35 protein-coding genes are annotated in these 21,002 nt (G+C 56.5%); 11 read left to right on the top strand and 24 right to left on the bottom strand.

From position 1 onward, the window contains the following. Nucleotides 1-8: 8 nt before the first annotated feature. From HGO40_RS11355 to HGO40_RS11270, 18 genes are all read right to left on the bottom strand, one after another. The gene (locus tag HGO40_RS11355) at nucleotides 9-1,280 is read right to left on the bottom strand and encodes a phage portal protein (protein ID WP_250963061.1); all 1,272 of its coding nucleotides are present in this window, start codon (nucleotides 1,278-1,280) and stop codon (nucleotides 9-11) included. Next, a complete protein-coding gene (locus HGO40_RS11350; protein WP_250963060.1) occupies nucleotides 1,280-3,001 on the bottom strand; it encodes a terminase large subunit in 1,722 nt (573 codons plus the stop codon). Before HGO40_RS11350 ends, HGO40_RS11355 begins: the two co-directional genes overlap by 1 nt. Beyond that, on the bottom strand, nucleotides 3,001-3,486 hold the full coding sequence (locus HGO40_RS11345) for a phage terminase small subunit P27 family (RefSeq protein WP_353050721.1): 486 nt from the start codon (nucleotides 3,484-3,486) through the stop codon (nucleotides 3,001-3,003). Before HGO40_RS11345 ends, HGO40_RS11350 begins: the two co-directional genes overlap by 1 nt. A gap of 159 nt (nucleotides 3,487-3,645) precedes the next feature. Then, a complete protein-coding gene (locus HGO40_RS11340; protein ID WP_250963058.1) occupies nucleotides 3,646-4,020 on the bottom strand; it encodes an HNH endonuclease signature motif containing protein in 375 nt (124 codons plus the stop codon). After that, a complete protein-coding gene (locus HGO40_RS11335) occupies nucleotides 4,011-4,196 on the bottom strand; it encodes a hypothetical protein (RefSeq protein ID WP_250963057.1) in 186 nt (61 codons plus the stop codon). Before HGO40_RS11335 ends, HGO40_RS11340 begins: the two co-directional genes overlap by 10 nt. Nucleotides 4,197-4,256: 60 nt before the next feature. Then, the gene (locus HGO40_RS11330; protein ID WP_250963056.1) at nucleotides 4,257-4,469 is read right to left on the bottom strand and encodes a hypothetical protein; all 213 of its coding nucleotides are present in this window, start codon (nucleotides 4,467-4,469) and stop codon (nucleotides 4,257-4,259) included. Nucleotides 4,470-4,471: 2 nt separating this feature from the next. Next, nucleotides 4,472-4,795: a phage holin, lambda family gene (locus tag HGO40_RS11325; RefSeq protein WP_250963055.1), complete on the bottom strand. Its 324-nt coding sequence runs from the start codon at nucleotides 4,793-4,795 to the stop codon at nucleotides 4,472-4,474. A gap of 240 nt (nucleotides 4,796-5,035) precedes the next feature. Next, nucleotides 5,036-5,599, bottom strand: coding sequence for a hypothetical protein (locus HGO40_RS11320; protein ID WP_250963054.1), 564 nt, complete (start codon nucleotides 5,597-5,599; stop codon nucleotides 5,036-5,038). Nucleotides 5,600-5,602: 3 nt separating this feature from the next. Further along, a complete protein-coding gene (locus HGO40_RS11315) occupies nucleotides 5,603-5,920 on the bottom strand; it encodes a hypothetical protein (protein ID WP_250963053.1) in 318 nt (105 codons plus the stop codon). Continuing rightward, nucleotides 5,917-6,132, bottom strand: coding sequence for a hypothetical protein (locus tag HGO40_RS11310; RefSeq protein WP_250963052.1), 216 nt, complete (start codon nucleotides 6,130-6,132; stop codon nucleotides 5,917-5,919). The genes HGO40_RS11315 and HGO40_RS11310 overlap by 4 nt, the downstream gene beginning before the upstream one ends. Beyond that, nucleotides 6,129-7,418, bottom strand: a complete 1,290-nt coding sequence (locus tag HGO40_RS11305) for a tyrosine-type recombinase/integrase (protein ID WP_250963051.1) — start codon at nucleotides 7,416-7,418, stop codon at nucleotides 6,129-6,131. The genes HGO40_RS11310 and HGO40_RS11305 overlap by 4 nt, the downstream gene beginning before the upstream one ends. Then, nucleotides 7,415-7,831 carry a VRR-NUC domain-containing protein gene (locus HGO40_RS11300; protein WP_250963050.1) on the bottom strand — a complete coding sequence of 139 codons (417 nt, stop codon included), beginning with the start codon at nucleotides 7,829-7,831 and terminating at the stop codon, nucleotides 7,415-7,417. Before HGO40_RS11300 ends, HGO40_RS11305 begins: the two co-directional genes overlap by 4 nt. Next, nucleotides 7,828-8,130 carry a nuclease domain-containing protein gene (locus HGO40_RS11295; protein ID WP_250963049.1) on the bottom strand — a complete coding sequence of 101 codons (303 nt, stop codon included), beginning with the start codon at nucleotides 8,128-8,130 and terminating at the stop codon, nucleotides 7,828-7,830. Before HGO40_RS11295 ends, HGO40_RS11300 begins: the two co-directional genes overlap by 4 nt. Beyond that, a complete protein-coding gene (locus HGO40_RS11290; RefSeq protein ID WP_250963048.1) occupies nucleotides 8,121-8,330 on the bottom strand; it encodes a hypothetical protein in 210 nt (69 codons plus the stop codon). The genes HGO40_RS11295 and HGO40_RS11290 overlap by 10 nt, the downstream gene beginning before the upstream one ends. Further along, nucleotides 8,323-9,087 carry a replication protein P gene (locus HGO40_RS11285; RefSeq protein WP_250963047.1) on the bottom strand — a complete coding sequence of 255 codons (765 nt, stop codon included), beginning with the start codon at nucleotides 9,085-9,087 and terminating at the stop codon, nucleotides 8,323-8,325. The genes HGO40_RS11290 and HGO40_RS11285 overlap by 8 nt, the downstream gene beginning before the upstream one ends. Continuing rightward, nucleotides 9,087-9,863, bottom strand: coding sequence for a DnaT-like ssDNA-binding domain-containing protein (locus HGO40_RS11280; protein WP_250963115.1), 777 nt, complete (start codon nucleotides 9,861-9,863; stop codon nucleotides 9,087-9,089). The genes HGO40_RS11285 and HGO40_RS11280 overlap by 1 nt, the downstream gene beginning before the upstream one ends. 141 nt (nucleotides 9,864-10,004) lie before the next feature. Continuing rightward, nucleotides 10,005-10,427, bottom strand: a complete 423-nt coding sequence (locus tag HGO40_RS11275; protein ID WP_250963046.1) for a phage regulatory CII family protein — start codon at nucleotides 10,425-10,427, stop codon at nucleotides 10,005-10,007. 83 nt (nucleotides 10,428-10,510) lie between these two features. Then, nucleotides 10,511-10,690, bottom strand: coding sequence for a Cro/CI family transcriptional regulator (locus HGO40_RS11270; protein WP_128876632.1), 180 nt, complete (start codon nucleotides 10,688-10,690; stop codon nucleotides 10,511-10,513). A gap of 88 nt (nucleotides 10,691-10,778) precedes the next feature. Between HGO40_RS11270 and HGO40_RS11265 the strand changes: the two genes are divergently transcribed. The 6 genes from HGO40_RS11265 to HGO40_RS11240 all read left to right on the top strand — a co-directional run bounded on the left by HGO40_RS11265 (nucleotide 10,779) and on the right by HGO40_RS11240 (nucleotide 14,028). Then, on the top strand, nucleotides 10,779-11,627 hold the full coding sequence (locus tag HGO40_RS11265) for an XRE family transcriptional regulator (protein WP_250963045.1): 849 nt from the start codon (nucleotides 10,779-10,781) through the stop codon (nucleotides 11,625-11,627). A 4-nt stretch (nucleotides 11,628-11,631) separates the two neighbouring features. Further along, the gene (locus HGO40_RS11260) at nucleotides 11,632-11,817 is read left to right on the top strand and encodes a hypothetical protein (RefSeq protein ID WP_250963044.1); all 186 of its coding nucleotides are present in this window, start codon (nucleotides 11,632-11,634) and stop codon (nucleotides 11,815-11,817) included. Between the two features lie 12 nt (nucleotides 11,818-11,829). Further along, a complete protein-coding gene (locus HGO40_RS11255; protein ID WP_250963043.1) occupies nucleotides 11,830-12,873 on the top strand; it encodes a hypothetical protein in 1,044 nt (347 codons plus the stop codon). Next, nucleotides 12,860-13,177 carry an STAS-like domain-containing protein gene (locus HGO40_RS11250; RefSeq protein WP_250963042.1) on the top strand — a complete coding sequence of 106 codons (318 nt, stop codon included), beginning with the start codon at nucleotides 12,860-12,862 and terminating at the stop codon, nucleotides 13,175-13,177. The genes HGO40_RS11255 and HGO40_RS11250 overlap by 14 nt, the downstream gene beginning before the upstream one ends. A gap of 13 nt (nucleotides 13,178-13,190) precedes the next feature. Next, nucleotides 13,191-13,691, top strand: a complete 501-nt coding sequence (locus HGO40_RS11245; protein ID WP_250963041.1) for a hypothetical protein — start codon at nucleotides 13,191-13,193, stop codon at nucleotides 13,689-13,691. A gap of 118 nt (nucleotides 13,692-13,809) precedes the next feature. Beyond that, complete coding sequence (locus HGO40_RS11240) at nucleotides 13,810-14,028, top strand: hypothetical protein (RefSeq protein WP_250963040.1); 219 nt, start codon at nucleotides 13,810-13,812, stop codon at nucleotides 14,026-14,028. A gap of 52 nt (nucleotides 14,029-14,080) precedes the next feature. On the opposite strand, the gene HGO40_RS11235 is transcribed toward HGO40_RS11240, so the two are convergent. After that, on the bottom strand, nucleotides 14,081-14,398 hold the full coding sequence (locus HGO40_RS11235; RefSeq protein ID WP_250963039.1) for a DUF1654 domain-containing protein: 318 nt from the start codon (nucleotides 14,396-14,398) through the stop codon (nucleotides 14,081-14,083). Between the two features lie 688 nt (nucleotides 14,399-15,086). Between HGO40_RS11235 and HGO40_RS11230 the strand changes: the two genes are divergently transcribed. The 3 genes from HGO40_RS11230 (at nucleotide 15,087) to HGO40_RS11220 (ending at nucleotide 16,467) form a co-directional block, all read left to right on the top strand. Further along, nucleotides 15,087-15,284 (top strand): hypothetical protein, encoded by a 198-nt coding sequence (locus tag HGO40_RS11230; RefSeq protein ID WP_250963038.1) that lies wholly within the window; start codon nucleotides 15,087-15,089, stop codon nucleotides 15,282-15,284. 587 nt (nucleotides 15,285-15,871) lie between these two features. Next, on the top strand, nucleotides 15,872-16,156 hold the full coding sequence (locus tag HGO40_RS11225; RefSeq protein WP_250963037.1) for a hypothetical protein: 285 nt from the start codon (nucleotides 15,872-15,874) through the stop codon (nucleotides 16,154-16,156). A gap of 11 nt (nucleotides 16,157-16,167) precedes the next feature. Next, on the top strand, nucleotides 16,168-16,467 hold the full coding sequence (locus HGO40_RS11220) for a hypothetical protein (RefSeq protein WP_250963036.1): 300 nt from the start codon (nucleotides 16,168-16,170) through the stop codon (nucleotides 16,465-16,467). A 76-nt stretch (nucleotides 16,468-16,543) separates the two neighbouring features. Here the strand turns inward: HGO40_RS11220 and HGO40_RS11215 are convergent, their stop codons facing one another. The 3 genes from HGO40_RS11215 to HGO40_RS11205 all read right to left on the bottom strand — a co-directional run bounded on the left by HGO40_RS11215 (nucleotide 16,544) and on the right by HGO40_RS11205 (nucleotide 17,707). Continuing rightward, a complete protein-coding gene (locus HGO40_RS11215) occupies nucleotides 16,544-16,864 on the bottom strand; it encodes a hypothetical protein (protein ID WP_250963035.1) in 321 nt (106 codons plus the stop codon). 228 nt (nucleotides 16,865-17,092) lie between these two features. Then, nucleotides 17,093-17,296: a hypothetical protein gene (locus HGO40_RS11210; protein ID WP_250963034.1), complete on the bottom strand. Its 204-nt coding sequence runs from the start codon at nucleotides 17,294-17,296 to the stop codon at nucleotides 17,093-17,095. 114 nt (nucleotides 17,297-17,410) lie between these two features. Further along, nucleotides 17,411-17,707: a hypothetical protein gene (locus HGO40_RS11205; protein WP_250963033.1), complete on the bottom strand. Its 297-nt coding sequence runs from the start codon at nucleotides 17,705-17,707 to the stop codon at nucleotides 17,411-17,413. 84 nt (nucleotides 17,708-17,791) lie between these two features. On the opposite strand from HGO40_RS11205, the gene HGO40_RS11200 reads away from it, so the two are divergent. Then, entirely contained in the window at nucleotides 17,792-18,568 is a 777-nt protein-coding gene (locus tag HGO40_RS11200) for a DUF2786 domain-containing protein (RefSeq protein WP_250963032.1), read from the top strand. A 7-nt stretch (nucleotides 18,569-18,575) separates the two neighbouring features. Here HGO40_RS11200 and HGO40_RS11195 read toward each other — a convergent pair whose 3' ends face one another. Beyond that, nucleotides 18,576-18,764: a hypothetical protein gene (locus tag HGO40_RS11195; RefSeq protein ID WP_250963031.1), complete on the bottom strand. Its 189-nt coding sequence runs from the start codon at nucleotides 18,762-18,764 to the stop codon at nucleotides 18,576-18,578. 77 nt (nucleotides 18,765-18,841) lie between these two features. Here HGO40_RS11195 and HGO40_RS11190 point away from each other — a divergent pair, with 77 nt between their 5' ends. Next, nucleotides 18,842-20,053, top strand: coding sequence for a DNA cytosine methyltransferase (locus tag HGO40_RS11190; RefSeq protein WP_250963030.1), 1,212 nt, complete (start codon nucleotides 18,842-18,844; stop codon nucleotides 20,051-20,053). A 45-nt stretch (nucleotides 20,054-20,098) separates the two neighbouring features. Here HGO40_RS11190 and HGO40_RS11185 read toward each other — a convergent pair whose 3' ends face one another. Further along, nucleotides 20,099-20,947 carry an HNH endonuclease signature motif containing protein gene (locus HGO40_RS11185; protein ID WP_250963029.1) on the bottom strand — a complete coding sequence of 283 codons (849 nt, stop codon included), beginning with the start codon at nucleotides 20,945-20,947 and terminating at the stop codon, nucleotides 20,099-20,101. Between the last annotated feature and the right edge of the window lie 55 nt (nucleotides 20,948-21,002).

The raw sequence follows: 21,002 nt of genomic DNA, 5'->3' as shown, positions 1-21,002 counted from the left end.
CAGAAAAACTAAACCCCGCTGGGTGCGGGGTTCGTTTGGCCGAGTTGGGTAAGCGGTACGTTTTGTGATTGACGGGTCGCAACATCACCGCCTGGCACTGGAGGCCGGTTGTTCACCCGTCTTCCCTCGTTGATCGTGAGAAGGCCGGTGTCTACCAAAGTCTTCATGTAATTCGCCCGGGCAGTGGAATCACCACTCAGCAGGCCGTCGCGGTTGTGCTCGGCGTGTATCACGCCCAGGTCTTGGGGCTTTACAAGCCAGCGAAGAATGCAGCCTTCCCAAATTTCCAAGTAGGGATCGAGTGCGTACTGAAGAAACCCGAGGTTTTGCTGCTCAATGCCTGACCCCCAGCTTGTGGACTTTTCAACATCGCCCACCAGGTGCGGTGGCACACCAAAGAATCTCGCAAGTTCGCTAACTTGAAATTTCCTTGCAGCCATTGTTTCAGCGTCTTGCGGGCTCACACCGATGGCTTGCGTCGTGAAACCACCCTCCAGAATCCACAGTCGTTTCTTGACTGGGCCGCCGGATATCTCCTTGAAATTTTCCTCAACCTGGGCTCGCTGGTCCTTGTTGAGAACCTTCCCCTCACCCGTCATCAGCAACTGGGGAGACTTCGCACCATTAGCGTAGAAGTCGCGCTGCTGATCCTCCATCGCCACCGCTACGCCGGCGGTCTTGGCGGCAAATGCGATAGGCGAAAGACCGACCAGTCCGTTGAATCCAAATCCCTTGAGGTGGAAAATTTCACCCTGTTTGAAGTCGGCATATTCGTTGTCACGGCGGTACCGGTAGACAACTCGCTTCCCTTCGAGTCGGACATCCATGTTTACCGACATGAGGGGAACGAGGCTTATCACGTCGCCGACGCTGTTGCGCTCGATCAAGGCGTAAGCGTTGCCGTAATAGCAAAGCTGCATGGTCATCGAAACGCGGAAGTCGAACGCCGTCATGTATTGATTCGGGCTGTATCGCAGAAGTCGCGCCAACGGATTGTCCAAACCAACCTTCTTTCGGTTATCCCCCTTGGTCTCAAATACGTCCAAGGGCATGCAGGCCGTAACACTCGAGATCAATCGGACGCAGGCGAAAACCGTAGAAATCTGCAACGAGCGCTCGTCGTTGACGACTGAGTCACCCACCACACCGGATGCTGACACCGGCCCAGTCTGCGATCCTTTCTCGGGAGTGACTAGCCGTCCGCCGACGAAGAAGCTCGCCATGCGCGCCCAAAAGGGGCTGCGGGTGCGCAGGTCAATGCTGTAGTCGGTGTCTGCCATTACATGCTCATCGGTCTGGAGAGGAAGTCGTCGACAGAACCCTGGACATCCGCATTCGCGAGTATCCGGCCTATCGTCATGATCAGCGCCACCGCGCCATCTATCTTGTTGTCGTCGCCCTGCTTAATCGGGCGGACAACGTCATCGTTACCTGGCAGGTTTTTGCCGATCACGTTACCGATACACCAGGTCATGATCGGGTTACCGTCATGATGAAACCGGCCTGCGGTGATGGCCGCCTCTAGTTCCTTCATGGGGTCCGACATGTTTGTGTAGTTCTGAGTGATGGTGATCGGGTTGAAACCTTCGTCGTCGAGATCGTGGCTCAAACCTGTCGCGCCATGAGGATCGATTGGGGACTCCCGAAGCGGCGCATAATGATTGGCTTCCTTCGTGTCCTCGAGGATTTCCCTATAGTCGATCTCTGCACCGTCCGTGACCTCCAGATGGCCAGAGTTGATCCACGCTTGAAAACGCTCCGACATGCGTTTGTTGTCACTGTGATAGACGGTGTCGTATGGCACCCAAAACTTGGGGGCCACGCTGTAGTAATGAGTTTTTCCATCGATGACACGCCAGAAAAGTCGCGCCCGAGAGTTCATGTCCAGCTTTCGCGCCAAGTCGAAGCCGGCATTCCACTCCTGACCCTCGAATTGCTCGAGCGTGAGCGTGGTGTCTTCGCACGATTTCCAGTCCTCCATGTTGAAGAACCCGGACTTCGCGCTTACCCAGAGGTTGAGGTGCTTGGTTTTGAAGGTATTCGCGAAGCGAGCCGAGCGAATTGCCCTGGCTTGCTGGCTCTCCAGGTACTCTTGGAACACCGAAACACCGTGGTTCGGATTGGCCTTGGCCAACATCTTCGGATCGGTCCAGTCGTCTCCCTCATCAAGCGTCCAGATCCAACCGAACAACTCGTCATCAGGAACAGTGCCTGCCAGCATCTCCACAACCTGCCGGCGCTTGTCGTAGCACGGCCCCTCGATGTCGGCACCTGCCGTGGTGATGATGAACATCAGCGGCTGTCGGCGTGCCCCCATACCGGTGAGCATGGTGTCGTACTGGGCAGACGTTGGGTGCTCGTGGTATTCGTCGACGATCGCGCAGCTGGGTGATGCGCCGTCCCCTGGGTTGCCAATCAGTGGTTCGAAGCGACTGAAGTCCGCGGGAATGTTCATGTTCGAGGCGTTGACCTCAATGCCGGCCGCCTCGACCAGCATGGGCGACTTACTGACCATCAGCTTGGCCGGTCGGAACACCTCCCACGCCTGCTTCTCAGTGGTCGCGCCGGCATACACCTCGGCACCGAACTCCCCATCAGCAACGAACATGCTGATGCCCACACCGCCGGCGACAACAGACTTCCCGTTCTTGCGAGGAACTTCCCAGTAGCTCTCGCGAAACCGGCGGTGCCCGCCCTTCTTCTTGACCCAACCGAACGTCACCGCCAGGCCGAACAACTGCCAGGGTTCCAGCGATATCAACTGGCGCTTGAAGGCCCATTCACCTTTCGTGTGGGGCAGCAGCTGGATCAGCTTCAGCTTCTTCTCCGCCTTTGCTGGATCGAACTTGAAGCGGAATGCGCGCTTTCGGCTAGCGGCCAGGTCATCGAAGTGGCGTTGAATCGCCTGATGGATGTATCGGCACGCCGGCACTTTACCGCGCAGAACAGACCGAGCCCACGCCATCGCCTTGTCGACGTTGGCGTGCGCGGCTTTAGTCATTAGGAGCTCAGTAGTTTGGCGAATTCGTTGGTTGAGGTTTGCTTATTACCGCCGATGATCCTGGTGCGACTGGATGGGTCCAGGCCCAGCAGCGAGCCAAAGGTCACCAGTTGCCGCATCGATTCGTTCGCCGCGGTGAGTGCCGGGTTTTTCATAGGGCTGCCCTGAGCTGACTCGACCACGATGCCGAACTGCTGGACCGCCTCTTCTGCCATTCGCCACTTGTCGTAGGCAGTGCAGAACGCTTCGACGTTGTGTAAGTCAGTGAGCGCAACAACATGCTCGCGCAATAATTCAGGTATCAGCATCCGCCACATGGTCGCGGCCCGAGGGCTCAGCCAGTCCGGCGGATCAATATTTGTGACGGTGGAAAACGGCGGTTCGGCCTCGGTCAAGACCCGCTTACCGGGGTTCGCAGCTAGTTTCTTCTGGGCCGTCGGCTTGGGTTTGCGACCACGGCCGGCGACCGTGGCGGTGCCCCCCATCGCGCAACTGCTGACTTTTTAATTTCGCGGTCGTGAAAGAAAGGCTGAGGGCGCGGTCTAGAAGCCAAAGGGCCTGAACTTTTGACCCTCCCCCACTCCCTGGGCGCGAATCACTCTCATTTGACCGATTTTCACTGTTTTTTCCGGGGTTTTCTGTTTTCAGCGCCGCGCATTGCCGAATCCACCGTCCTCGGCGGCAGTCTTGGCCGAGTGACACGGTCCACACAGGCTCTGCCAGTTGGTCTTGTCCCAGAACAGGACCATGTCGTTCCGGTGCGGAATGATGTGGTCTACATCGGTAGCCACAACAACCAGGCCCCGCTCGGTGCAATGCCTGCACAGTGGGTGCTTGGCCAGCCATCCCGCCCTAGCGTGCTGCCACTTGTAGTTGTAGTGACGCTTGGTGCTGCTCTCCCGAGGCTTGGCTCGCGCAGCGCTCTTCAACAGGTGAGCATGCTCGTCGCAGTACCTGGCGTTGCGCGTGAGCGTGTTGCAACCCTGAGCGTTGCACGGCTTCTTTGGCCTTAGAGGCATGGCGAGCCATCCATGTAGGTCAGTGGCTGTGCATCTGGATCTTCTGGCTCATCGGCCATTGCCTGGATCAACATCAACTGTTGGTCGGCCATCCGTTGCAGCAGTGCGGTCTGCTTGACCTGCTCGGCCAGTACCTGGGTCAGCAGGCTTTCCAAGGAGCTGGGCTGCTCGCTCATATGCAAGCCTCTTCATCTTAATGATCCATTCGCGCCGGGCGGCGCATCCCGAGCAGGACATCAGCTCATCTTCTCAACGGTCACCGTGCCGCGTAAGCGTCTGGTATAGACCTGCTCGCGCCGGGGATCGAAGTGCAGCGGATACGGACAGAACACCGCAACACCAATCGAGGTATCGCACCAGATCACACGCTCGATCTCATTGCCGTTCACGTAAACACGTCTTTTGCCTCGGCCGTCGTTGTAATGATGAAAGCTATCGAGACGAGCCATGTTCACCCCTCAACCTTTCGAGCAGCGGCACGATCGTAGTAACCGCGCACCTTCTCGACGCCTAGGAATCCAACGGCGCCGCCAGCGAACGTGGCCATGCTCTGTGGCAACCCCATCCATTCAAGCAGCGGCACCAGCGACAGCGTGACCAGGCCGCACAGCGCGCCCTCCAGGCTCATCTGGCGCCGTGTACCTCCGCCATACATCACTCGAAGAACTGCTACGCAGACAGATAAGCCAGCGGCATAGAGCTGAGGTTGATGCATCACCAGCCAGGCGATCAGCACGGCCCACAGACCAGGATCCTTTTCAGGCATGTTTGGCATCTCGATTCCTCCCTTTGGGGGAGCGCATTAGGTTCGGCCCAACGGCACTCCCAGCTCGGGGCAATGGGTGTGGTGGGACCGAAAACGAAAAAGCCCCGGCAAATGCCGAGGCTCGATGAGGTATAGAAAGCAAAAAACCCAGCGGTGGCTGGGCTTTATGTGTGTCGTTGCGTTCTGGCGATTATCACCACACGCAAGATCGACATGATGGGGTTAATTTACGGCCAGCCGGCCAACCGGTCAAGCGGCATCTACAAAGATTTGCTCACGGTCGAATATCTCAGTGGCATTGATTACGGCCTGCTCCTCAAGCGATTCCAGCCGCTTGTGGATTCCGCCTCGCCAGTTGCGGCGCGTGCGCTCTGGGGAGCCCGCCAGATCCCAGGTATTCATGTCGTAGAACTCGGAGGGCAACACGATCATGTCTGTGGATCGCTTCCCTACCTGCACACCCCTGAGCTTCGGTATAGCCCAGGCCGTCAGCGCTTTATAGATGAACAGCTGAGGCGCTGGGGAAACCATGCGAGCTACCAGCCTGCCGATGGCGCTGACCTTGTTGGCCTTGTGCGTCGAATACTTGGCAACCAGTACATCCCATTGCGCTGGCTCAAGCTGGCGGTGCAGCAGCGCATACAGGCAGCAGTCATAGTCAAACTTGTCACGCACTGACAGCGTGCTGCCGGTGCCACCCTGGCGCAGGTCTGCGTCGATCAGCTTCTGCCAGGACTGCTTGGTGCTGTTGTCGATGTTGTCCGCAGCCAGCACCCGTACCAGGGTGCCCATCACGTCCTTATACATAGCCATGGTTCAATCCCCTGTGTAGTTGGTGCCGCCGGCGCCGCGGCGGTTGTTCTCGTTGTATTGCGCTTCAGCGCCGGCTGGCTTGAAGCAATTGAATTGCGCGAGCTGGTGCTCAGCAGCCTGGAGCCGGATGCTCAGCTGCGTTACCAGTACCTCAAGTGGCAGCGCCTCGCCCGTTTCGGAAGCGACCCAGCCCGAAGCGTTGCACTGAACGCAGGCAAGGTCGTGGAAGACGCCCTTGATGACCGCACGCCCATGGCACGCTAGGCACTTGGCCAGGTCCAGCTGTGCGGCGCGGAATGCTGGGCCGTGAGATTTCTTCATTCTTCTGGAGACTCCTCAACCGGCCGGAAAAAGACCCTGGTACTTGGGCCAGGAACGGGATCGCCATTCTGATCCATCAATCCAACCACTCCATTGGCCCAGCAACGCTTTCCACCCACGCCATAGATTTGATGGCCGGCAGCCGTCCGGGCGCCATCGACGAGGAGTACATCGCGGCCAGCGAATTGCACTTTGGTGGTCGATTCAATCATTTTGAAACCTCGCCTACGGTTGATTCGTGAGTAGCCTCGCAGCCCTTATGAGGCGCGGCTTTGAGCGAATTATCAGATTCAGCAGATGTAGCACCTGTGTAACCGTGAATCAGGGCAAAACCCTTGCTGTCTAGATAGGCGTGCCACAGCTCCAGGGCGGCACGCTTGCGGGCCATGACATCGGACTGGATGTACACTTTCACGTTGTGGCCCATGGCGTGGTTGATCAGCAGCTCGCCGATCAGATGGTCCACGCCGATATCCGCCCAGGAGGTGCGAGCCAGCTTGCGCAGGTCATGACTGGTCCACTCGCCTCCACCCAGGCGCCGGAACACAGCACTGGCCTGGCTCTCGCTCAGTGGCTTGCCGTTGCGTCCCGGGAACAGATAGCGACCCGTGTAGCCGGCGGCCTGTTGATTGGCCCTGTGCTTAGCCAGCAGCGCGCAGATCTGGTCGGGCAGCGGTAGGGAATGCTCGGCCCGGGTCTTGGTGTTCTCCGGTGGGATGAACCAGGTGCGTTCGGCGATGCTCAGGTGCGGCCACTCGGCCAAGCGGGTTTCCCCTACACGGTTGCCATGGCACAGCATCAGCAGCGCCAGCAGGGCTTCCTCGGGATGGGTCTCGAACTCCTCGGTCAGGCTCACGATCAAGTCATCCAGATGAGCGACCCGAAGCTTCGACGGTTTCACGCGAACCTTGGCCTTGGAGAAGTCGCTGAACTTAATGCCCTGCATCGGGTTCTTGTCGAGCAGGCGCAGGACCATTGCCTGGCGAAAGGCCAAGGCCAGCAACTGGAACACCAGGCGCACGGTGTCAATCTTCAAAACCTCCTGAAGCGGCCACATCAGCAGCCGGTCCAAGGTTTGGCGGTTCAGGTCAGCCAGCGGCACTTCACCGAGGCGAGGTATCAAATGGCACTTGATCGCCGAGGCGGCCGTCTTCTTGCGCTTGTCGGACAGGTTGCGGTCCTTGGCCATGCGCTCAGCGAACCACGCCAGCACCTCGCCCACAGTGCCCCATTCGGACGCTACCGCCCCGCCGTGGCTGGCAATCCGCAGACGGATATCGGGCAGCGCCCCAATCATCTGCTTCGCGCTCAACCCTGGGTATGCACCGATTTTGTACCACTGGCGCTTGACCAGCAGATACCAGGAGCCACGGGCGCGATCAGTGGAGAATCGCAGATAGAGCCCAGGGTTGCCCGGGTCACGAAGACTGTAGACGTCTGCGTTCGCGGCCTGGCGCGCGATCTCGGCATCGGAGATTTTCACGGCTACGGTGATCATGCGGCGGCCCTCGTTGGTGGTTGGAGCAGGTACGCGCGAATCGCTTCCAGGGCGTCGATGTGCCCACGGCAAACGATGGCGAGATAGCCTTGTTCGGTCAGCGCCTGGATGTAGGCGTCCTGGCTGGCAGATACCGCAGCGTCGAACGGCGGCATGGCCTTGAACTCAATGTACAGCCCGAAGTACCCGCCTCGGGCCATCGGCAGCACCAGGTCAGGACCCCCGGCCTTCACGCCCTGCTCTTTCAGCTTGATCGCCACCAGCTTGTGCCGGTGCCCGCCGTTCGGGACGTGGTAGATCAGCTTCGCGGCCGCCGGGTAACGCAGGGTGACCTCCTTCAGCAGCGCGGCCTGCTCCAGGCCTTCGCGGTCGACGGACTTGGCGCGCTTTGGCTTCAACCCAAACGCCTTCATGCGGCACCCTTTACGGTCAGTATCCCGGCCCGGATCAACGCTTCGTGGGTTTCAGCAATAGCCCGCGGCATGTCTGCCCACTCAACGTCTCCGGCGGCCCGGCCGTCGATCACATCGTGGCAAGCGCTGCAGGCGTAGACTGCGACCGTGTCGAAGCCCTTCATGCCCACGCCCTTTTGCCCACACGGTAGATGCGCCAAGACGGTGGTTTCCGGGTTGTGGTTGCAGATGCCGGGCATACGCACGGCGCAGTCCTGGCCGTTGGCCGAGGCTCTGAGTTTCTTCGAGGTCACGCGCATACCCGTTCCCCGGTGGTGCGATCGACCACCTCAAAAGTTGATGGCCACATCATCTGCCCGAACCTCAGCGCTGCACTCGAGTGCTCGAACAGCGCTACGGCGCGATCAGGTTTGTCGGAAAGTTCCCACTTGAAGCCACAGCAATGCACGGCGTAGCGATAGCTCGCTGGATCAACTGGTGCGAGACGGGAATCAGTCATGATGCGCAGTCCCGACAACCCGGGCCGATGGCGTCAGGCCGAAACGGCGCAGCAGCTGCTCGCGGGCGGCCTGGCCATTGGTAGAAATGCCCATCCGCGACACCTGGGCCTGCGCAACGCGCTCAGTCAGTTCTTGAGCCCACTCGACCGGCGCCTTGGTGCCATCGTGCCCAATGCCGACGGCGATATCTTCCAATGGCAACCCCTGAACAAGCCTGCGAATTGTGATGTCGTATGCCCGGTCGAAAACCTTGCTGGCCTTCTCCGGGATCAGGTCCCCGAGATTGCGAATCTCGCACTGGAGCGCAGCGTGACGAACAGCTGGGTGCGACCATATGCGGGCCCCAAAACGGCTTGGGTGCGAATTCTCCAGTGCCTCGCGAAAAGCTTTGTCGTGAGACGGAATGCCTAGCATTTCCGGGGTTGGCTGGCACCACTTGATGAACTTGCCAACGCTCGGGGCGAAGTCGCCGCCGATCTGCCGGCAGTTTTGCAGGCCGTAGCGGATCTGTTCCAACTGGTTGATCCCAGCCGCGAGGAAAGCTGTGATCCAGCTCCGCTTTGCAGCCTTCAGCGATTCGTCATCCGGCCACGCCTGTTTCCAAGCCGGGAAAATCGCCTGTAACTCCTTGAACAGCGCGTTCACGACCTCGGCGGTGCCCGGCGGCAACTGCTTTGGCTGAACCAGCGTTACCGGTGGAAGGTTGCCCATCGTGCTGAGCAGTTGTGCGGTGCTGCGTGGCTTCTTGTTTTCCATCAGAGATCCCCCAGATCGTTCGCCCAGCTGGTGGCATCGCAGTCAGGCGTCTTGCCTTGCCCAGAAGCTTTGACGCGTTCGCGCTTGACCCACTGCACCAGCCGGTAACACCAGCCGGCGGAGCTATCAACAGTGGCTGGCTTGGCGACGAAGAACCCCATGAAGGCCCGGATTGCCGCTTCGGGAACCGCCTCGGCAGGAAGCCCGGCGATTGCGATCTGATCCGACAGCGCCTTCTCGTTTGGGGCCCAGGTGGCGAACATGGCGAAGCGCTGGCGGTCGTCTTGCGATTCGACGGCTGACCGGTCTTGGGCGGCGACAGCGGAATCAATCTCGCGCTGCTGCAGCTGCTCTTTGGTTACCTGATGGTTAATTGACGTATTGGGTGCAGATTCTGCACCCCGTTCTGTCTCAGGCTGCACCCCGTTCTGTTGTGAGTTGCACCCCGTTGCGTCATCTGCACCCCGGTTTGTACGGGGTGCAGGATTTGCACCCCGTATAAGCTGGAGATCGTAAACCACTGGCCGCCGGTCGTGGCGGTCAATGTGAACGGCGGCGATGGCCTGGTTGCCCTTTTTGATCAGGCCCGACTCTTCCAGGACGTCCAGTTTGTAACGCACGGTACGCTCGGACAGACCAGTGTCCTGAGCCAGGGTGGTGGCCGATGGGAAGGCACCAGCACCGTTGGAGCCGGCATAGTTAGCAAGGCACAGCAGCACGTGGCGAGCGCTGGAGTCCTTGAGAGTTTGAACGGGCAGAGAAAGCGCCCAGGACATAGCTTGAACGCTCACGACGAGATTCCTTGGAGTTTTGCAGCCGTATTGCACGGAGCGATGATCATGCTCATAATGGCCCCACTGTGTTTTACAAGTTGTTGAAAGAGCCGGGTTGCAGCCCGGCTTTTTTGTGCCTGCGATTCAGGCAGCCTTTAGCGATTCACTGAGGACGTGAAGCGCATCAATGGCTTCCTGAATGGCTTTCGCACCTTGGGCTTTTTCGTGCTGGCTGATGTGGTTGTCAGCGGCAGCATCGAAAATCAACCGGCCAACATCGCCGCACTCAGCGGACAAATGACCAAGAGCGACCATCAGGGGTTTGGCCTCCGGTTTCTGGCGGGCGACCAAGTCAAAACCGAACTGACCAGCCAAGGTCATCAGCGGCCGCATGTCGCCGGTGTGCAGCAAAATGCCGAACAGGTGCTCAATGGTCAGGTGATGCGCTGCGTTATCCGGGTTGGATCGTTGCAGCAGGCTCACATGCGCGAGGCACATCTTGCCCGCCAGCTCTTCTGCCCCACTTTCTTTGATGGTGGTATGGCAAGCCCTCAAGAAATCTTCCATTCGTAAAACCTCAAATTTGTTTCCGTGGAAGCGGTCGCCAGGTACGGCGATCATTCGCTCAACAAATCAACGACAAGGACGGCTTATGCAGCGGTTTTCTTTTTGTCGGCCTTCAATTGGCCGTCGGTTACAAGCTCAAGCTGGTACTGACGTAGCTCAGGAATCTCCTCGCCCCACTGACGGACTGCCTCGTATGTGATGCCGAGCGCTTTGGCGAGGGGGGCGATCCCTTTGAAATGTTTAATTGCGTCGGCACGGTTCATGGCTGACTCCTTTGGGTATACGGCAATTCAAGCATGCTTGTGTTTACTAAGCAAGCATGCTTGCCAAGCTAACTTGTAGATTGCCTGCATGAAAATTACTGATCGGATTGCAAAACTTGTCCTGGCGCGAAAGCCAGAGGTCGGGCCGCGAGGATTCAAAAGGGATATAGCGACCACCTGTGGAGTCAGCTACGAAGCTGTTCGCCAGTGGTTTGCGGGTGATACCGGAAATATCAAGAACGAAAACTTGGTAGCGATCGCAGAAGGTTATGACACGACGGTCGATTGGCTGCTGTCCGGTAAGGGTGAACCACCAAGCCGGAAGGCCGCGAATGAGCCGAAGCACGGCAATAAGTCATCTGCAGAACTGGTCAAACAGATGCTCGCGAAGCATGGTCGGGGTCTGTCGGAAGAAGCACGCGCAAGAATCGTAGACGTAGTCGAAGAAGTGGCGGTTGAGTCGAAATCAACCAACGTAGTGAAAGTAGACTTTTCTCGCCCTGGCCAGGTCGGCGACGAGGTATGGATTGCCCACTACGACGTGCGCGCGGCGATGGGGGGCGGGCAGATCCCGCACGAATATCCGGAAATGCTTCAGGACATCAGGGTCAGCCCCAAACATCTGCGAGACCTCGGCCTCACCTTCAAAGAACACTTCCACCTGAAAATGATCACCGGGTGGGGTCAGTCGATGGCGCCGACGATCAAAGACCGCGACCCGCTGCTCGTGGACATCACGATCCGGGAGTTCACCGGCGACGGCATCTACCTCTTCTCGCACGACGACATGCTGTACGTGAAGCGCCTGCAGAAGAAAGGTAAGGACCGTTTCAAGATGATATCGGACAACAAGCACCACGACCCCGAGGACATCCGAGTAGATGATACCCATATCCTGGCTCGCGTGCTTTACGTGTGGAACGGGCAACCGGTGTGAAACCATGGCGCTCAATAAACCGTACCTGCAACTGCGCCGCGAACCCGAAAGAGGCTGCGGCCCTACTCAAGAGGGCGTGGATCTGATGAGGCGTGGCGGTGCAGGCGCTTGCGAGGCTTTATTGAAATATTTAAATAGTATTAATCGAATAGAAAATATAATAACTACAGGACTGAAAAACCATGATTAATGCAGGGAAAGCATGAAAAAATTAAAACTAAAGACATTGGAGTGGCATAGGCGAAGGGCGATAGATGAGGCCAAAAGAATATTCATCAAGAGAAAATCTGACGAAAAAAAATCCAAAGGCCTTAATGGTTTCCTAAGAATACCTGCGCCAGAAACATTGGAAATAGCAAACACCGACACAAGAAACACACTCTTACATTTTATCGCCGACCTTAAGTATAAAATAGCTAACGGCAACAGAAAAATATATATCGACTTTACGCACACCAAAAGATTTCGGACTGGCGGGGCAATACTTTTTCTTGCTGAAATATCTAGACTGATCGCCGCTTATACCAATATAAAGTTTCGGTCCGCCTGCCCAAAAATACCGAAAGCCGCCCAGGTCATGAAGCAGATTGGACTGTCCAGACTTCTTCGAACTAACGTTCGACACGCTGTGAAAGATGACGATGTTGCTAACTGGAAGTGTGCGACCGGACAAGGCGCCCTAGGTGAAAAGTGCGACGCGATACTTGGGCCATACGAAGGAATTATTGCTGAGGCACTTTCTGACGACCTGTATAGAGGCTTAACAGAGGCAATGACTAACGCCCATCACCATGCGTACATACTCCCTAGGGGTGATGGAGTTGAATGTAGCGAAGACTATAAACCTTGGTGGATGTTCTCACAGGAAAAAGATGGTTATCTAACCGTGATTTTCTGTGATCTAGGCGTAGGTATCCCTGCTACGCTCCCAATCAAACAGGCGAAATGGTGGCAATATGCCTCGAGGCTAGGTATAGACATGTCGAATGAGGGTAAGCTCATCCAGGGCGCCGTTCGAAATAGCCAGTCCCGTACGAGGCTCCTTCACAGAGGAAAGGGCCTGCGACAGATTGCGGACACCGTGAGGGCCGCACATGGAGGGCACGTGAGCATCTACAGCAACAAGGGCCTCTATACCCTTGCAAACGGGCAGGAAAAAACCTTTAATCACGTTGAATCTATCCTTGGCACAGTAATCCAATGGCGTATGCCTTTACCGCAAAGAGCCAAACATGAACAAATTTAATATTGCCACAGAATTCAGTAGGTATCCCGCAGGCCGATATATCAGTGACGGCCCGTTCAGCGGAGAACAATTTAGGGATGAATACCTGGTTAAAATTCTTGATGCTGGAAAACCGACGATAATTATCCTAGATGGAGCTAGGGGATACGGATCTTCGTTTTTGGAGGAGGCATTTGGTGGGCTGGTTAGAAAAGGTTACACGGCCGAAAAAATACTAAGCTTAATCAATTTTGAATCGCGTGATGCCTCGCTTATCTATGAAATTAATGACTATATAAAAACGGCAATCCCGGAAGATAAGTAGGTGGGAATTCACCATGGATGACATAAAAGGAATATATTACGTCGGCACTTGGGTAGTAGTAATAGTAGGCTGGGTTGTCGTAAATCAACAAAACAACAGAAGAGAGGAGAGAAAGGAAGTTAAGGCAGCCATGGGTGACATTGTTGAGCTGACAGATGAAATAACTTTAAAGGCCATACAGTACCACAAGGACGCTATTCATTCGGATGAGTTGTCAAAGCTGATAAGACTTCAGTTGCAACGACTCGGCTTTAGAATTCAGCACCTTCACTTTCATGATGACAAGCTTAACAAAGCCATATATGAATATAGGAATTCCATCACCTACAAGAACTTTGACTCATCTAAACATTTACCAATGCCGGATGACTCTGAGATAATCGAGGACATACATCACGCCTCGGATTCTTTAATGCATTCGCTAGAAGATTGCTTCGGTCGACGCTTTAGGCAGGGTTTCAGGATTGCAATCGCTGAAGAGATCCGGCGATTCAAAATGATCTTAAGTCGTTAATGTCGTAATAGTTCTGAAGCCCGCCTCCCATCGCGGGCTTTTCTTTGCCTGCAATTTGCCTGGATCCTCCGCGTTTGGGTGGGCTAGGCTCATCGCATCACTGAATGGAGCCATTGCAATGCCTTCCCACGACTATTCTCTTACTGACACCTTGGAGCGCATCTACGAGAACCAGCTAGCTCTGGAGGCAGCCATCATAGAGCTTTCACTTTGGGCTGAGCGGCAGGGTGCCGGGGACGTCGACGAGAACATCCGCGGCGCCCTGGAGACAATCGGCGAGAACGCTGGGCACATCAAGCAGGGTTTGGCCAGGCTGAGAGCCCAAAAGAGAGACTGACGCCTGACAGCGCACTTAAGGACCAGCCATTGTGCGGGCTTCTTCGTTTCCATCAGAACGGGGCCGGCTCCTCTTCGGGCTCAAACTCAACCTCCCCCTTACCTGCCGCCTGAGCCTCTTGCTGCTCCCACCTCACCGTTACGCTGCCGTCGTCATTGAGCGTCAGCTCAAGCTCGGCCGTCTCCGCGATCGCGCCCAGCACCTCTTCCCACTCTCGATCTCCATCTGTGTCCAGGCGATGAATCGTCACCCACCGCTGCGCCTGCGCGACCGGGTGATTGATCATCGACGAAACGCGCAGCCACAGCCGTTCCATCCCACTCATTTCCGCCCGTGACGCTTGCGCGGCACCTCCTTTCAACTTAGCCATAACCCCTCTTTAAAAATACTGTACGCACATACAGTACGCAAAATAAACACAAGCATGCTTGCATTCATTCCACAAGCATGCTTCTATTGGTGCAAGCCTACTTGTGTTTAAGAGCAAGCGCAGGCGAACAACCGCTCTTTAACAGCCAGCGCAACAAACAACAGACCGCATTGCCTCTACCGGCGACCGGCGAGCAGACAGGCCCGAAAGCCTGCCAACGACAGGAACAACCTGGACGGCTGCTCGATGGTGAAACGCCAGAACCGAGTGAACGACCCGGCATGCAATGCGCCCCGCGAATCCCAGCGGCAGAAGGGAGAGACATCGAATCGAATTAGCGGTCCCGATAGCCTCGGCTGGGAGCGCCGGACCTCATGCACCCTGTCCCACTCAATCAGGGCACACAGAGCTGTAGCGTGCATGTTGTAAGGACCTGTGATCCACGGCGGACAGATGCTGTTTGACGCTGTGAGGAGGAAGCTCGAAGCCCACCCAAGAAGACGACCGGCCAGCCCTGCAATCAGCAGCGGGGAACTGGCCAGCACCGATGACGCAACAAACCCGGTCTGACGCCAGCAGCGTGACCGGGCACAGATGGCCCCCTGCTGTTTCAGGTCGGCCATCTGGCTTTACAAATGCCTCTCGCACCTCGGGAGGTATTTGAAAGCCAACAACGGAGCAAAACGACGTGATCATCATCGAAGACGACTTCACAAGCGGCGCACGGGTAAGCATGCAGATGGACAAGGATGCGGGCGAGCTATTCGTCTTCCACTGCCCGGCCGGCCAAGGCTGCAAAGTCAACAAGTGGCCTCTGGATAGCTACCACATGCCGATCGCGATGGCTCACTACGAAGAATGCTGCGAACTGGAGCGCGCAGTCTGAACAACCAGCGCCCCGACAGCCTGTCGCTGAAAGAATCCAGAGCGGGGATTAAGCCGCCTCCGCCACGGCCGTCGGACAATACGGTTTTTGTGGGCACTCCAAAGCTGTGCTCGTTTCGCTCCGTATGAGCGGAGGCTTAGCCAATGAGCCAAATCAAGCACGCTGACAGTCGGAATAGTACGACGGACAGCCGGAAAGACGGCCCGAGCACCTCGAAAGAGGCTGCATCGGAATGTCGGCGCCCCATGAAAAAAGCTGATCCAGGCCAACTGTTTGTATGCGAACGGGCGGACGTAGTTAGGCATCTTGGTCAGGACCGACATTCCAATGCAGCTTCGAAGGTGGCCACTGCCTGCCCAGTGAGCGAACAATGGAGGATCGCCATCATGAAATAGCCAACCCCAAGCCCTTCCAACGAAGGCACTCAGCGCTCACATAGGGAGGTCTGTGTGAAGCCAACAAAGCCCGGTCTCGATCGGGCTTTTTTACGCCTGCCTTTATCCGCCAGCACTCTCCCCTGCGCCCCACGGCAACCGGCAGGTGAGCAGAGTGCTGACGAATAAACGCAACCCCACCGAGGAATCGCCATGCATCCATCCATTCAACAGAGAGTCGACGGGGTCGCGGCCCTGCACGCTCGCTCAACCATCGCCACCGCCGAGTTCTACGCCCTGATCGGCAAGGAGCCACCCGTGCAGAAGATTCGTTACCAGGTCGTCACCAAAGGCGAAAGCGCGTACCACATTGTCGAGCTGGCTACCGACAAGGTCCGTGGCTTCCGCTTCACCTACAAGGAAGCGGTCAACTTCGCGCAGCAGCTGGAATCGCGAGCCGACGGCATCAAGGTCACGCTCTCGGGTGACCGGCAATGATCGGAGAGCCAATGCCCAACCCGCGGGACGCAATCATCCAGGACCTGAACCAGAAGCTGGAGCAGTTCTTCGGTAGCGGGAAGACTATCCAGCAGATCGAAAGTGGCGTGAGCGCAGAGGCGCCATTCTTCGGCACCACTGCCCACCACGCAAAGCTCCGGGGCGACCGTGACAAGTTGGCACCAGCGGTACGAGCCCAGGCAGAGGCCGGCCAGACTGCCAGCGCCGCGGCTGTCGCATTGAAGATGCACATCAAACGCGTCCAGCTCATCGCCAGAGAGAATGGCTTCACATTCGCCGAGCCCTCATGAGGCGAATCGACAACCAGGCACGCCAGCGCCGAAGTCAAACACGACTGGATATGCCGGCCATTTTCACTGGAACGGATTATTTTTTTAGACCAGCTCCCATGATGCTCGCGACGTAATCACGGTGGGCGGTCTGTTGCATATCAAGCCAGCTATCGAAATCGGTATTTTCTTTGATGAAGATGTCCCACTCATCATCAGGATTCGCTTTGAAATCCTCGATAGATTCGACCTTGAAGCCTGCTCCCTTAACGAGCCCGTCAAGATCAGCGAACGAACTGTGAGCAGCGATAAAAGCGGGATTCATCATCTCCCCGAGCTTTACCTCTGTCGTAGCAGCCAACTTGTCGATGTTTTGCTTAAGTTTATCAAAGCCCGATTTATCAATTTTTATCGACATAGCCTATTCCCTGCTTTCGAAATGAAGATTTAGTAAGGCACAGCAACGCGAAACTCGCTAGCCAAAACCAACCTGTAAATAAGTCGCCTCTGGTCACTCATGGCGGTGCTTTCTGCCGCTCACTCAACCGTGACACGAATGTTTGATACCAGAAAACGTGTCGGAAAAAACCCGATCCTGGGGTATCAGCGTGAGTCCCTTTGCATTGGTGGAGACGAATCGCGATGATCAGCCTATCAGTGCGGCTAGATCCTCCAGCGCACCTTTCGCAGCCTCTTGTCGCTCAGGGTCTCCGGGGTAATTGCTAGTCAGAATTTCTGTTCGAGCTTTCTCAAAAATTATATTTGAAGAAATCCCACTCTTTACCTGTAGCTCTTTCATGAGGCGAACGACGAGGTGCTCTAGGGCGATAATTTTCGCTTCTTGGGACATCTGACTCTCCTTGACCCAGCACCATGCCGGTCACCCGTAATACCCCAACCCAAACCAAATTGCCACCACCGGTCACGGAGAGCGGCGCCTCGCCACCCCTGACAGCTGAAGGATTTAGGGGTTTCTGACGGAATTAGCTATGGATTCGGCCAAGTTCGCAGCAACCTTGAATGCATGAGCAATATCGTGTCCTTGTAGTGTGGCCGGCGCCACATCGGCATCGGTTAACGTCTTTTCACCAACTGTCTCTCCATTCGGTTTATAGATCCCTGCGAAAACGACAGTGGCAACTCTATTAACTTCTCCGATCGCCACCTCCCCAGCGAACCCGTTACCGTAACTCAGTGCAACAAACTGGGCGTTCGGGAAAGCACGCAAAAAATCCTGATAAACAACTGTTCTTTGAAACATTAGACGTCCTCTCTGTCCGGCTCATGCCGGGTCGAGCACCAATACCCCACTTCAACGAATCACGCCAGTCGGCGAGGATATTCTATGTCCGCACAACAGATCGACGAAAAGAAACTCGAGCGCGCGATCCGCAAGATCAAGCACTGCCTGGCACTGGCACAGAGCGCCAACGAGAACGAAGCAGCCACAGCGATCCGGCAGGCTCAGGCGCTGATGCGCGAGTACCGGCTTACCGAGATGGACGTGAAGTTGAGCGATGTCGGTGAAGTCGAGTCCCGATTTACCCGGGCCGAACGCCTACCCACTTGGGAGCGAAACTTGAGCGGTGCCGTTTCTAGCGTGTTCGGGTGCACTGCGCTGTACGGGCGGCAGTACTGCAAGGAAAAGGATCGGATCCTCGCCCGCGTCTCCTTCGTCGGCGTGACACCTGCCCAGCAAATCGCGCTGTATGCGTTCGAGGCGCTGCTGACAAAGGTGAAATATGCCCGAAGGAAATACGTCGCAGCAGTGCGGGCGGGCGTACATCGCAGTTCGTACACCGCCGAAACAGCAGGCGATCACTTTGCCCTCGCATGGGTAAACGAGGTCTATGGGAAGCTCATTGCGCTCGTCCCAAAAGGCGAAGACGCCGCTCAGACAGCGAGCGAAGGCCGGGACATTATCGCCGTCGAAGCGCAGGATAAGGTGCTGATCGACGAGTACCTAGCTAACAAAGGCGTGGGCAAAGCCCGCAAAGCACGTGATGTCGATATCGACTTAAATGCGCAGATCGCCGGCATGTTGGCTGGTCGCTCAGTGGAATTGCACGCAGGTATCGGGCGCGGCGGTGACGACCTACTGGCCCTGTCCTCAACTCCCTAACCCCTACTCAGCTGAGATCCAGCGGCTCTGGAAGCAACCCCGCCGACTCGGTGTAGGTCGCCAAATCAATGACCTGGCGAAGGAATACGACCATCGCAAGCTTCTGGGCGTTGTCAGGCAACCCCAGCCATTTCAGCATCGCCCTCGCGTCCTCCTCTATTGCCGCGAGTGCATCTATGTCGCTTTGCAGTCTCATGTCGGCCTCCGGTCAGTATGAGTTTGAACAAGTCATAGCCCTTAACTACGAATCACGCCAACCGGCGAGGCCTACGCATGGAAATCACCTACGGCTCGGTCTGCTCGGGCATCGAGGCGGCAACGCTTGCATGGAAGCCACTCGGCATGCGGGCCGCCTGGTTCGCCGAGATTGAGCCGTTCCCCTCGGCGGTCCTGGCCCACCACTACCCCAACGTGCCGAACCACGGCGACATGACCAAGCTGGCCGCCCTGGTGCTGGCCGGCAAGATACCGGCGCCGGACGTGCTGGTCGGCGGCACACCATGCCAGGCCTTCAGCGTGGCCGGAATGCGCGAAGGCCTCACCGATCCCCGCGGCGCCCTCACCATCAAATACGTGGAGCTTGCAGATGCAGTTGACTATGTTCGCGCCGGCCAGCGAAAGCCCGCCAGCGTCATCGTCTGGGAGAACGTCCCCGGCGTCCTCAGCGACAAAGGGAACGCCTTCGGATGCTTTCTTGGCGCGCTTGCTGGGGAAGACTGCGAACTGCAGCCGTCAGGGAAGAAATGGCCGGACGCTGGTTGTGTGTATGGACCCAAAAGAACAATCGCGTGGCGGATCCTGGACGCCCAATATTTCGGCCTTGCCCAACGACGCCGCCGTGTGTTCGTTGTCGCAAGTGCTCGAGACGGGTTCGATCCCACCGAGGTACTTTTTGAGCGAGAAGGCGTGCGCCGGGATACTGCGCCGGGCCGAGGCCAGGGGCAGGACGTTACCGGAACAGCTCCTTTCGGCCCTGCGCTCCAGTGCGGATGCGGGTACGTCTTCCCCGAATCCCTAGGGCATTACGGGTGCCCGAACTGTGAGGGTGACGAAGGGCCAGCCGTGAGCATGTTCGGCGGGATCCCGGCGTTTGGTGGTCATGGCCTGGACGGATCGATTGAGCGCGCCGCCACTCTCACCGCGAAGGACTCCCGGCTAGATATCGAAAGCGAGACGGTCTTCGTGGTACCGCCAATCGATGCGAGCTACGGCCGGCTGCAGGGGTGCAGTCATCAGGACGCGAACCACGGCCACAGCCATCTGGTATCACACGACGGATATATTCGCCGCCTCGTGCCCCGCGAGTTCGAACGCCTCCCAGGCGCACCCGACGACTACACGCTGATCCCCTGGCGCGGAAAGCCCGCCGAAGAATGCCCGGACGGCCCGCGCTACAAGGCCATCGGCAACAGCAAGGCCGTCACCGTCGTTCGCTGGATCGGCCAGCGCATCCTCATTCAAATCCAGCCGAGCCCGTACGGCTGAGCACGTCGATCAATCTGATGAAGGCCCAGTTCACCGAAAGCTGACTTAATTTTCTTTCCGGCACTTGACCAAACATTCGCGCAAAAACTGGCGAGATTTCTTCCGATCAAATCCATAGCGAGGAATGTTCGTTATAGATATCCCAGCACCATATTGCGGCCGGGGATCGCCAAGAGCCAAACCTACCTGGCAATTATCCGTTCTCATCGGACTTGCAAAAGTTGAGTTATTTGAAATAAATATGTAGTTCTCGCCAACTAGCAGCTCTAACCCATTACGCAAAATCCGTCCCTTGGCAATTATAATTTCTCCGGGAGGATTGAATATTACCTTGAGCAAAATTTTACGATGCTCCTCTCTAATTACTAGAGACTGTCCCACCCACTCTGCATCCCAAAGAGATGTATCGTACTCAATTTCATTATCTACGATGGAGACAATTGGTGCGTTAGACTCGTTAAAAGCGGTGAATGACAGCAATAAATTACCCATTTCTCGCCGGAACGCCATAATTGCCCAGCTATCAATAACAATAGGAGCGAAGACATAATCTTCACGTACGTTTTGATAAGAAAACGTGGACCCACCCATGGACACCTTCACGTCGCTACCTGAGTAATGCAACATGTAATTTTTGGATACTCCACTCCTTTTGTTGTACGGATCCAAGTTGGCGGCAATAACAGCTTCTTTCGGAAGCAACTTATTCGTTTTCTCTCCATGATGCTGTCGACATAACAATGTAATTTCTTCTGCTACGTGCCGCTTAACCTCTGCCCACTCAAGCATATGCTCATATTCATATATTGGGAGGCCGCATATTACGCAGCCAAATCCGCAGCGCTGTCTAACTTCACGCTTCATTTCAGGGGGAATCGGCGGTCTTGATGTCATTGATCCTTCCTCTTTTAAGTTGTGCGACAACCATAGCAGCAAAAAACCCTCCCCC

Source organism: Pseudomonas sp. CG7 (assembly GCF_023701885.1).
GTDB lineage: Bacteria > Pseudomonadota > Gammaproteobacteria > Pseudomonadales > Pseudomonadaceae > Aquipseudomonas > Aquipseudomonas zanjanensis.
The sequence above is the reverse complement of the archived record's forward strand: the minus strand, read 5'-3'. Positions and strand labels throughout refer to the sequence as shown.

Bases quoted from the DNA above. Each gene is read 5' to 3' on its own strand.
- HGO40_RS11355 (WP_250963061.1), bottom strand. From the start codon at position 1,280: ATGGCAGACACCGACTACAGCATTGACCTGCGCACCCGCAGCCCCTTT.
- HGO40_RS11350 (WP_250963060.1), bottom strand. From the start codon at position 3,001: ATGACTAAAGCCGCGCACGCCAACGTCGACAAGGCGATGGCGTGGGCT.
- HGO40_RS11345 (WP_353050721.1), bottom strand. From the start codon at position 3,486: ATGGGGGGCACCGCCACGGTCGCCGGCCGTGGTCGCAAACCCAAGCCG.
- HGO40_RS11340 (WP_250963058.1), bottom strand. From the start codon at position 4,020: ATGCCTCTAAGGCCAAAGAAGCCGTGCAACGCTCAGGGTTGCAACACG.
- HGO40_RS11335 (WP_250963057.1), bottom strand. From the start codon at position 4,196: ATGAGCGAGCAGCCCAGCTCCTTGGAAAGCCTGCTGACCCAGGTACTG.
- HGO40_RS11330 (WP_250963056.1), bottom strand. From the start codon at position 4,469: ATGGCTCGTCTCGATAGCTTTCATCATTACAACGACGGCCGAGGCAAA.
- HGO40_RS11325 (WP_250963055.1), bottom strand. From the start codon at position 4,795: ATGCCAAACATGCCTGAAAAGGATCCTGGTCTGTGGGCCGTGCTGATC.
- HGO40_RS11320 (WP_250963054.1), bottom strand. From the start codon at position 5,599: ATGGCTATGTATAAGGACGTGATGGGCACCCTGGTACGGGTGCTGGCT.
- HGO40_RS11315 (WP_250963053.1), bottom strand. From the start codon at position 5,920: ATGAAGAAATCTCACGGCCCAGCATTCCGCGCCGCACAGCTGGACCTG.
- HGO40_RS11310 (WP_250963052.1), bottom strand. From the start codon at position 6,132: ATGATTGAATCGACCACCAAAGTGCAATTCGCTGGCCGCGATGTACTC.
- HGO40_RS11305 (WP_250963051.1), bottom strand. From the start codon at position 7,418: ATGATCACCGTAGCCGTGAAAATCTCCGATGCCGAGATCGCGCGCCAG.
- HGO40_RS11300 (WP_250963050.1), bottom strand. From the start codon at position 7,831: ATGAAGGCGTTTGGGTTGAAGCCAAAGCGCGCCAAGTCCGTCGACCGC.
- HGO40_RS11295 (WP_250963049.1), bottom strand. From the start codon at position 8,130: ATGCGCGTGACCTCGAAGAAACTCAGAGCCTCGGCCAACGGCCAGGAC.
- HGO40_RS11290 (WP_250963048.1), bottom strand. From the start codon at position 8,330: ATGACTGATTCCCGTCTCGCACCAGTTGATCCAGCGAGCTATCGCTAC.
- HGO40_RS11285 (WP_250963047.1), bottom strand. From the start codon at position 9,087: ATGGAAAACAAGAAGCCACGCAGCACCGCACAACTGCTCAGCACGATG.
- HGO40_RS11280 (WP_250963115.1), bottom strand. From the start codon at position 9,863: ATGTCCTGGGCGCTTTCTCTGCCCGTTCAAACTCTCAAGGACTCCAGC.
- HGO40_RS11275 (WP_250963046.1), bottom strand. From the start codon at position 10,427: ATGGAAGATTTCTTGAGGGCTTGCCATACCACCATCAAAGAAAGTGGG.
- HGO40_RS11270 (WP_128876632.1), bottom strand. From the start codon at position 10,690: ATGAACCGTGCCGACGCAATTAAACATTTCAAAGGGATCGCCCCCCTC.
- HGO40_RS11265 (WP_250963045.1), top strand. From the start codon at position 10,779: ATGAAAATTACTGATCGGATTGCAAAACTTGTCCTGGCGCGAAAGCCA.
- HGO40_RS11260 (WP_250963044.1), top strand. From the start codon at position 11,632: ATGGCGCTCAATAAACCGTACCTGCAACTGCGCCGCGAACCCGAAAGA.
- HGO40_RS11255 (WP_250963043.1), top strand. From the start codon at position 11,830: ATGAAAAAATTAAAACTAAAGACATTGGAGTGGCATAGGCGAAGGGCG.
- HGO40_RS11250 (WP_250963042.1), top strand. From the start codon at position 12,860: ATGAACAAATTTAATATTGCCACAGAATTCAGTAGGTATCCCGCAGGC.
- HGO40_RS11245 (WP_250963041.1), top strand. From the start codon at position 13,191: ATGGATGACATAAAAGGAATATATTACGTCGGCACTTGGGTAGTAGTA.
- HGO40_RS11240 (WP_250963040.1), top strand. From the start codon at position 13,810: ATGCCTTCCCACGACTATTCTCTTACTGACACCTTGGAGCGCATCTAC.
- HGO40_RS11235 (WP_250963039.1), bottom strand. From the start codon at position 14,398: ATGGCTAAGTTGAAAGGAGGTGCCGCGCAAGCGTCACGGGCGGAAATG.
- HGO40_RS11225 (WP_250963037.1), top strand. From the start codon at position 15,872: ATGCATCCATCCATTCAACAGAGAGTCGACGGGGTCGCGGCCCTGCAC.
- HGO40_RS11220 (WP_250963036.1), top strand. From the start codon at position 16,168: ATGCCCAACCCGCGGGACGCAATCATCCAGGACCTGAACCAGAAGCTG.
- HGO40_RS11215 (WP_250963035.1), bottom strand. From the start codon at position 16,864: ATGTCGATAAAAATTGATAAATCGGGCTTTGATAAACTTAAGCAAAAC.
- HGO40_RS11210 (WP_250963034.1), bottom strand. From the start codon at position 17,296: ATGTCCCAAGAAGCGAAAATTATCGCCCTAGAGCACCTCGTCGTTCGC.
- HGO40_RS11205 (WP_250963033.1), bottom strand. From the start codon at position 17,707: ATGTTTCAAAGAACAGTTGTTTATCAGGATTTTTTGCGTGCTTTCCCG.
- HGO40_RS11200 (WP_250963032.1), top strand. From the start codon at position 17,792: ATGTCCGCACAACAGATCGACGAAAAGAAACTCGAGCGCGCGATCCGC.
- HGO40_RS11195 (WP_250963031.1), bottom strand. From the start codon at position 18,764: ATGAGACTGCAAAGCGACATAGATGCACTCGCGGCAATAGAGGAGGAC.
- HGO40_RS11190 (WP_250963030.1), top strand. From the start codon at position 18,842: ATGGAAATCACCTACGGCTCGGTCTGCTCGGGCATCGAGGCGGCAACG.
- HGO40_RS11185 (WP_250963029.1), bottom strand. From the start codon at position 20,947: ATGACATCAAGACCGCCGATTCCCCCTGAAATGAAGCGTGAAGTTAGA.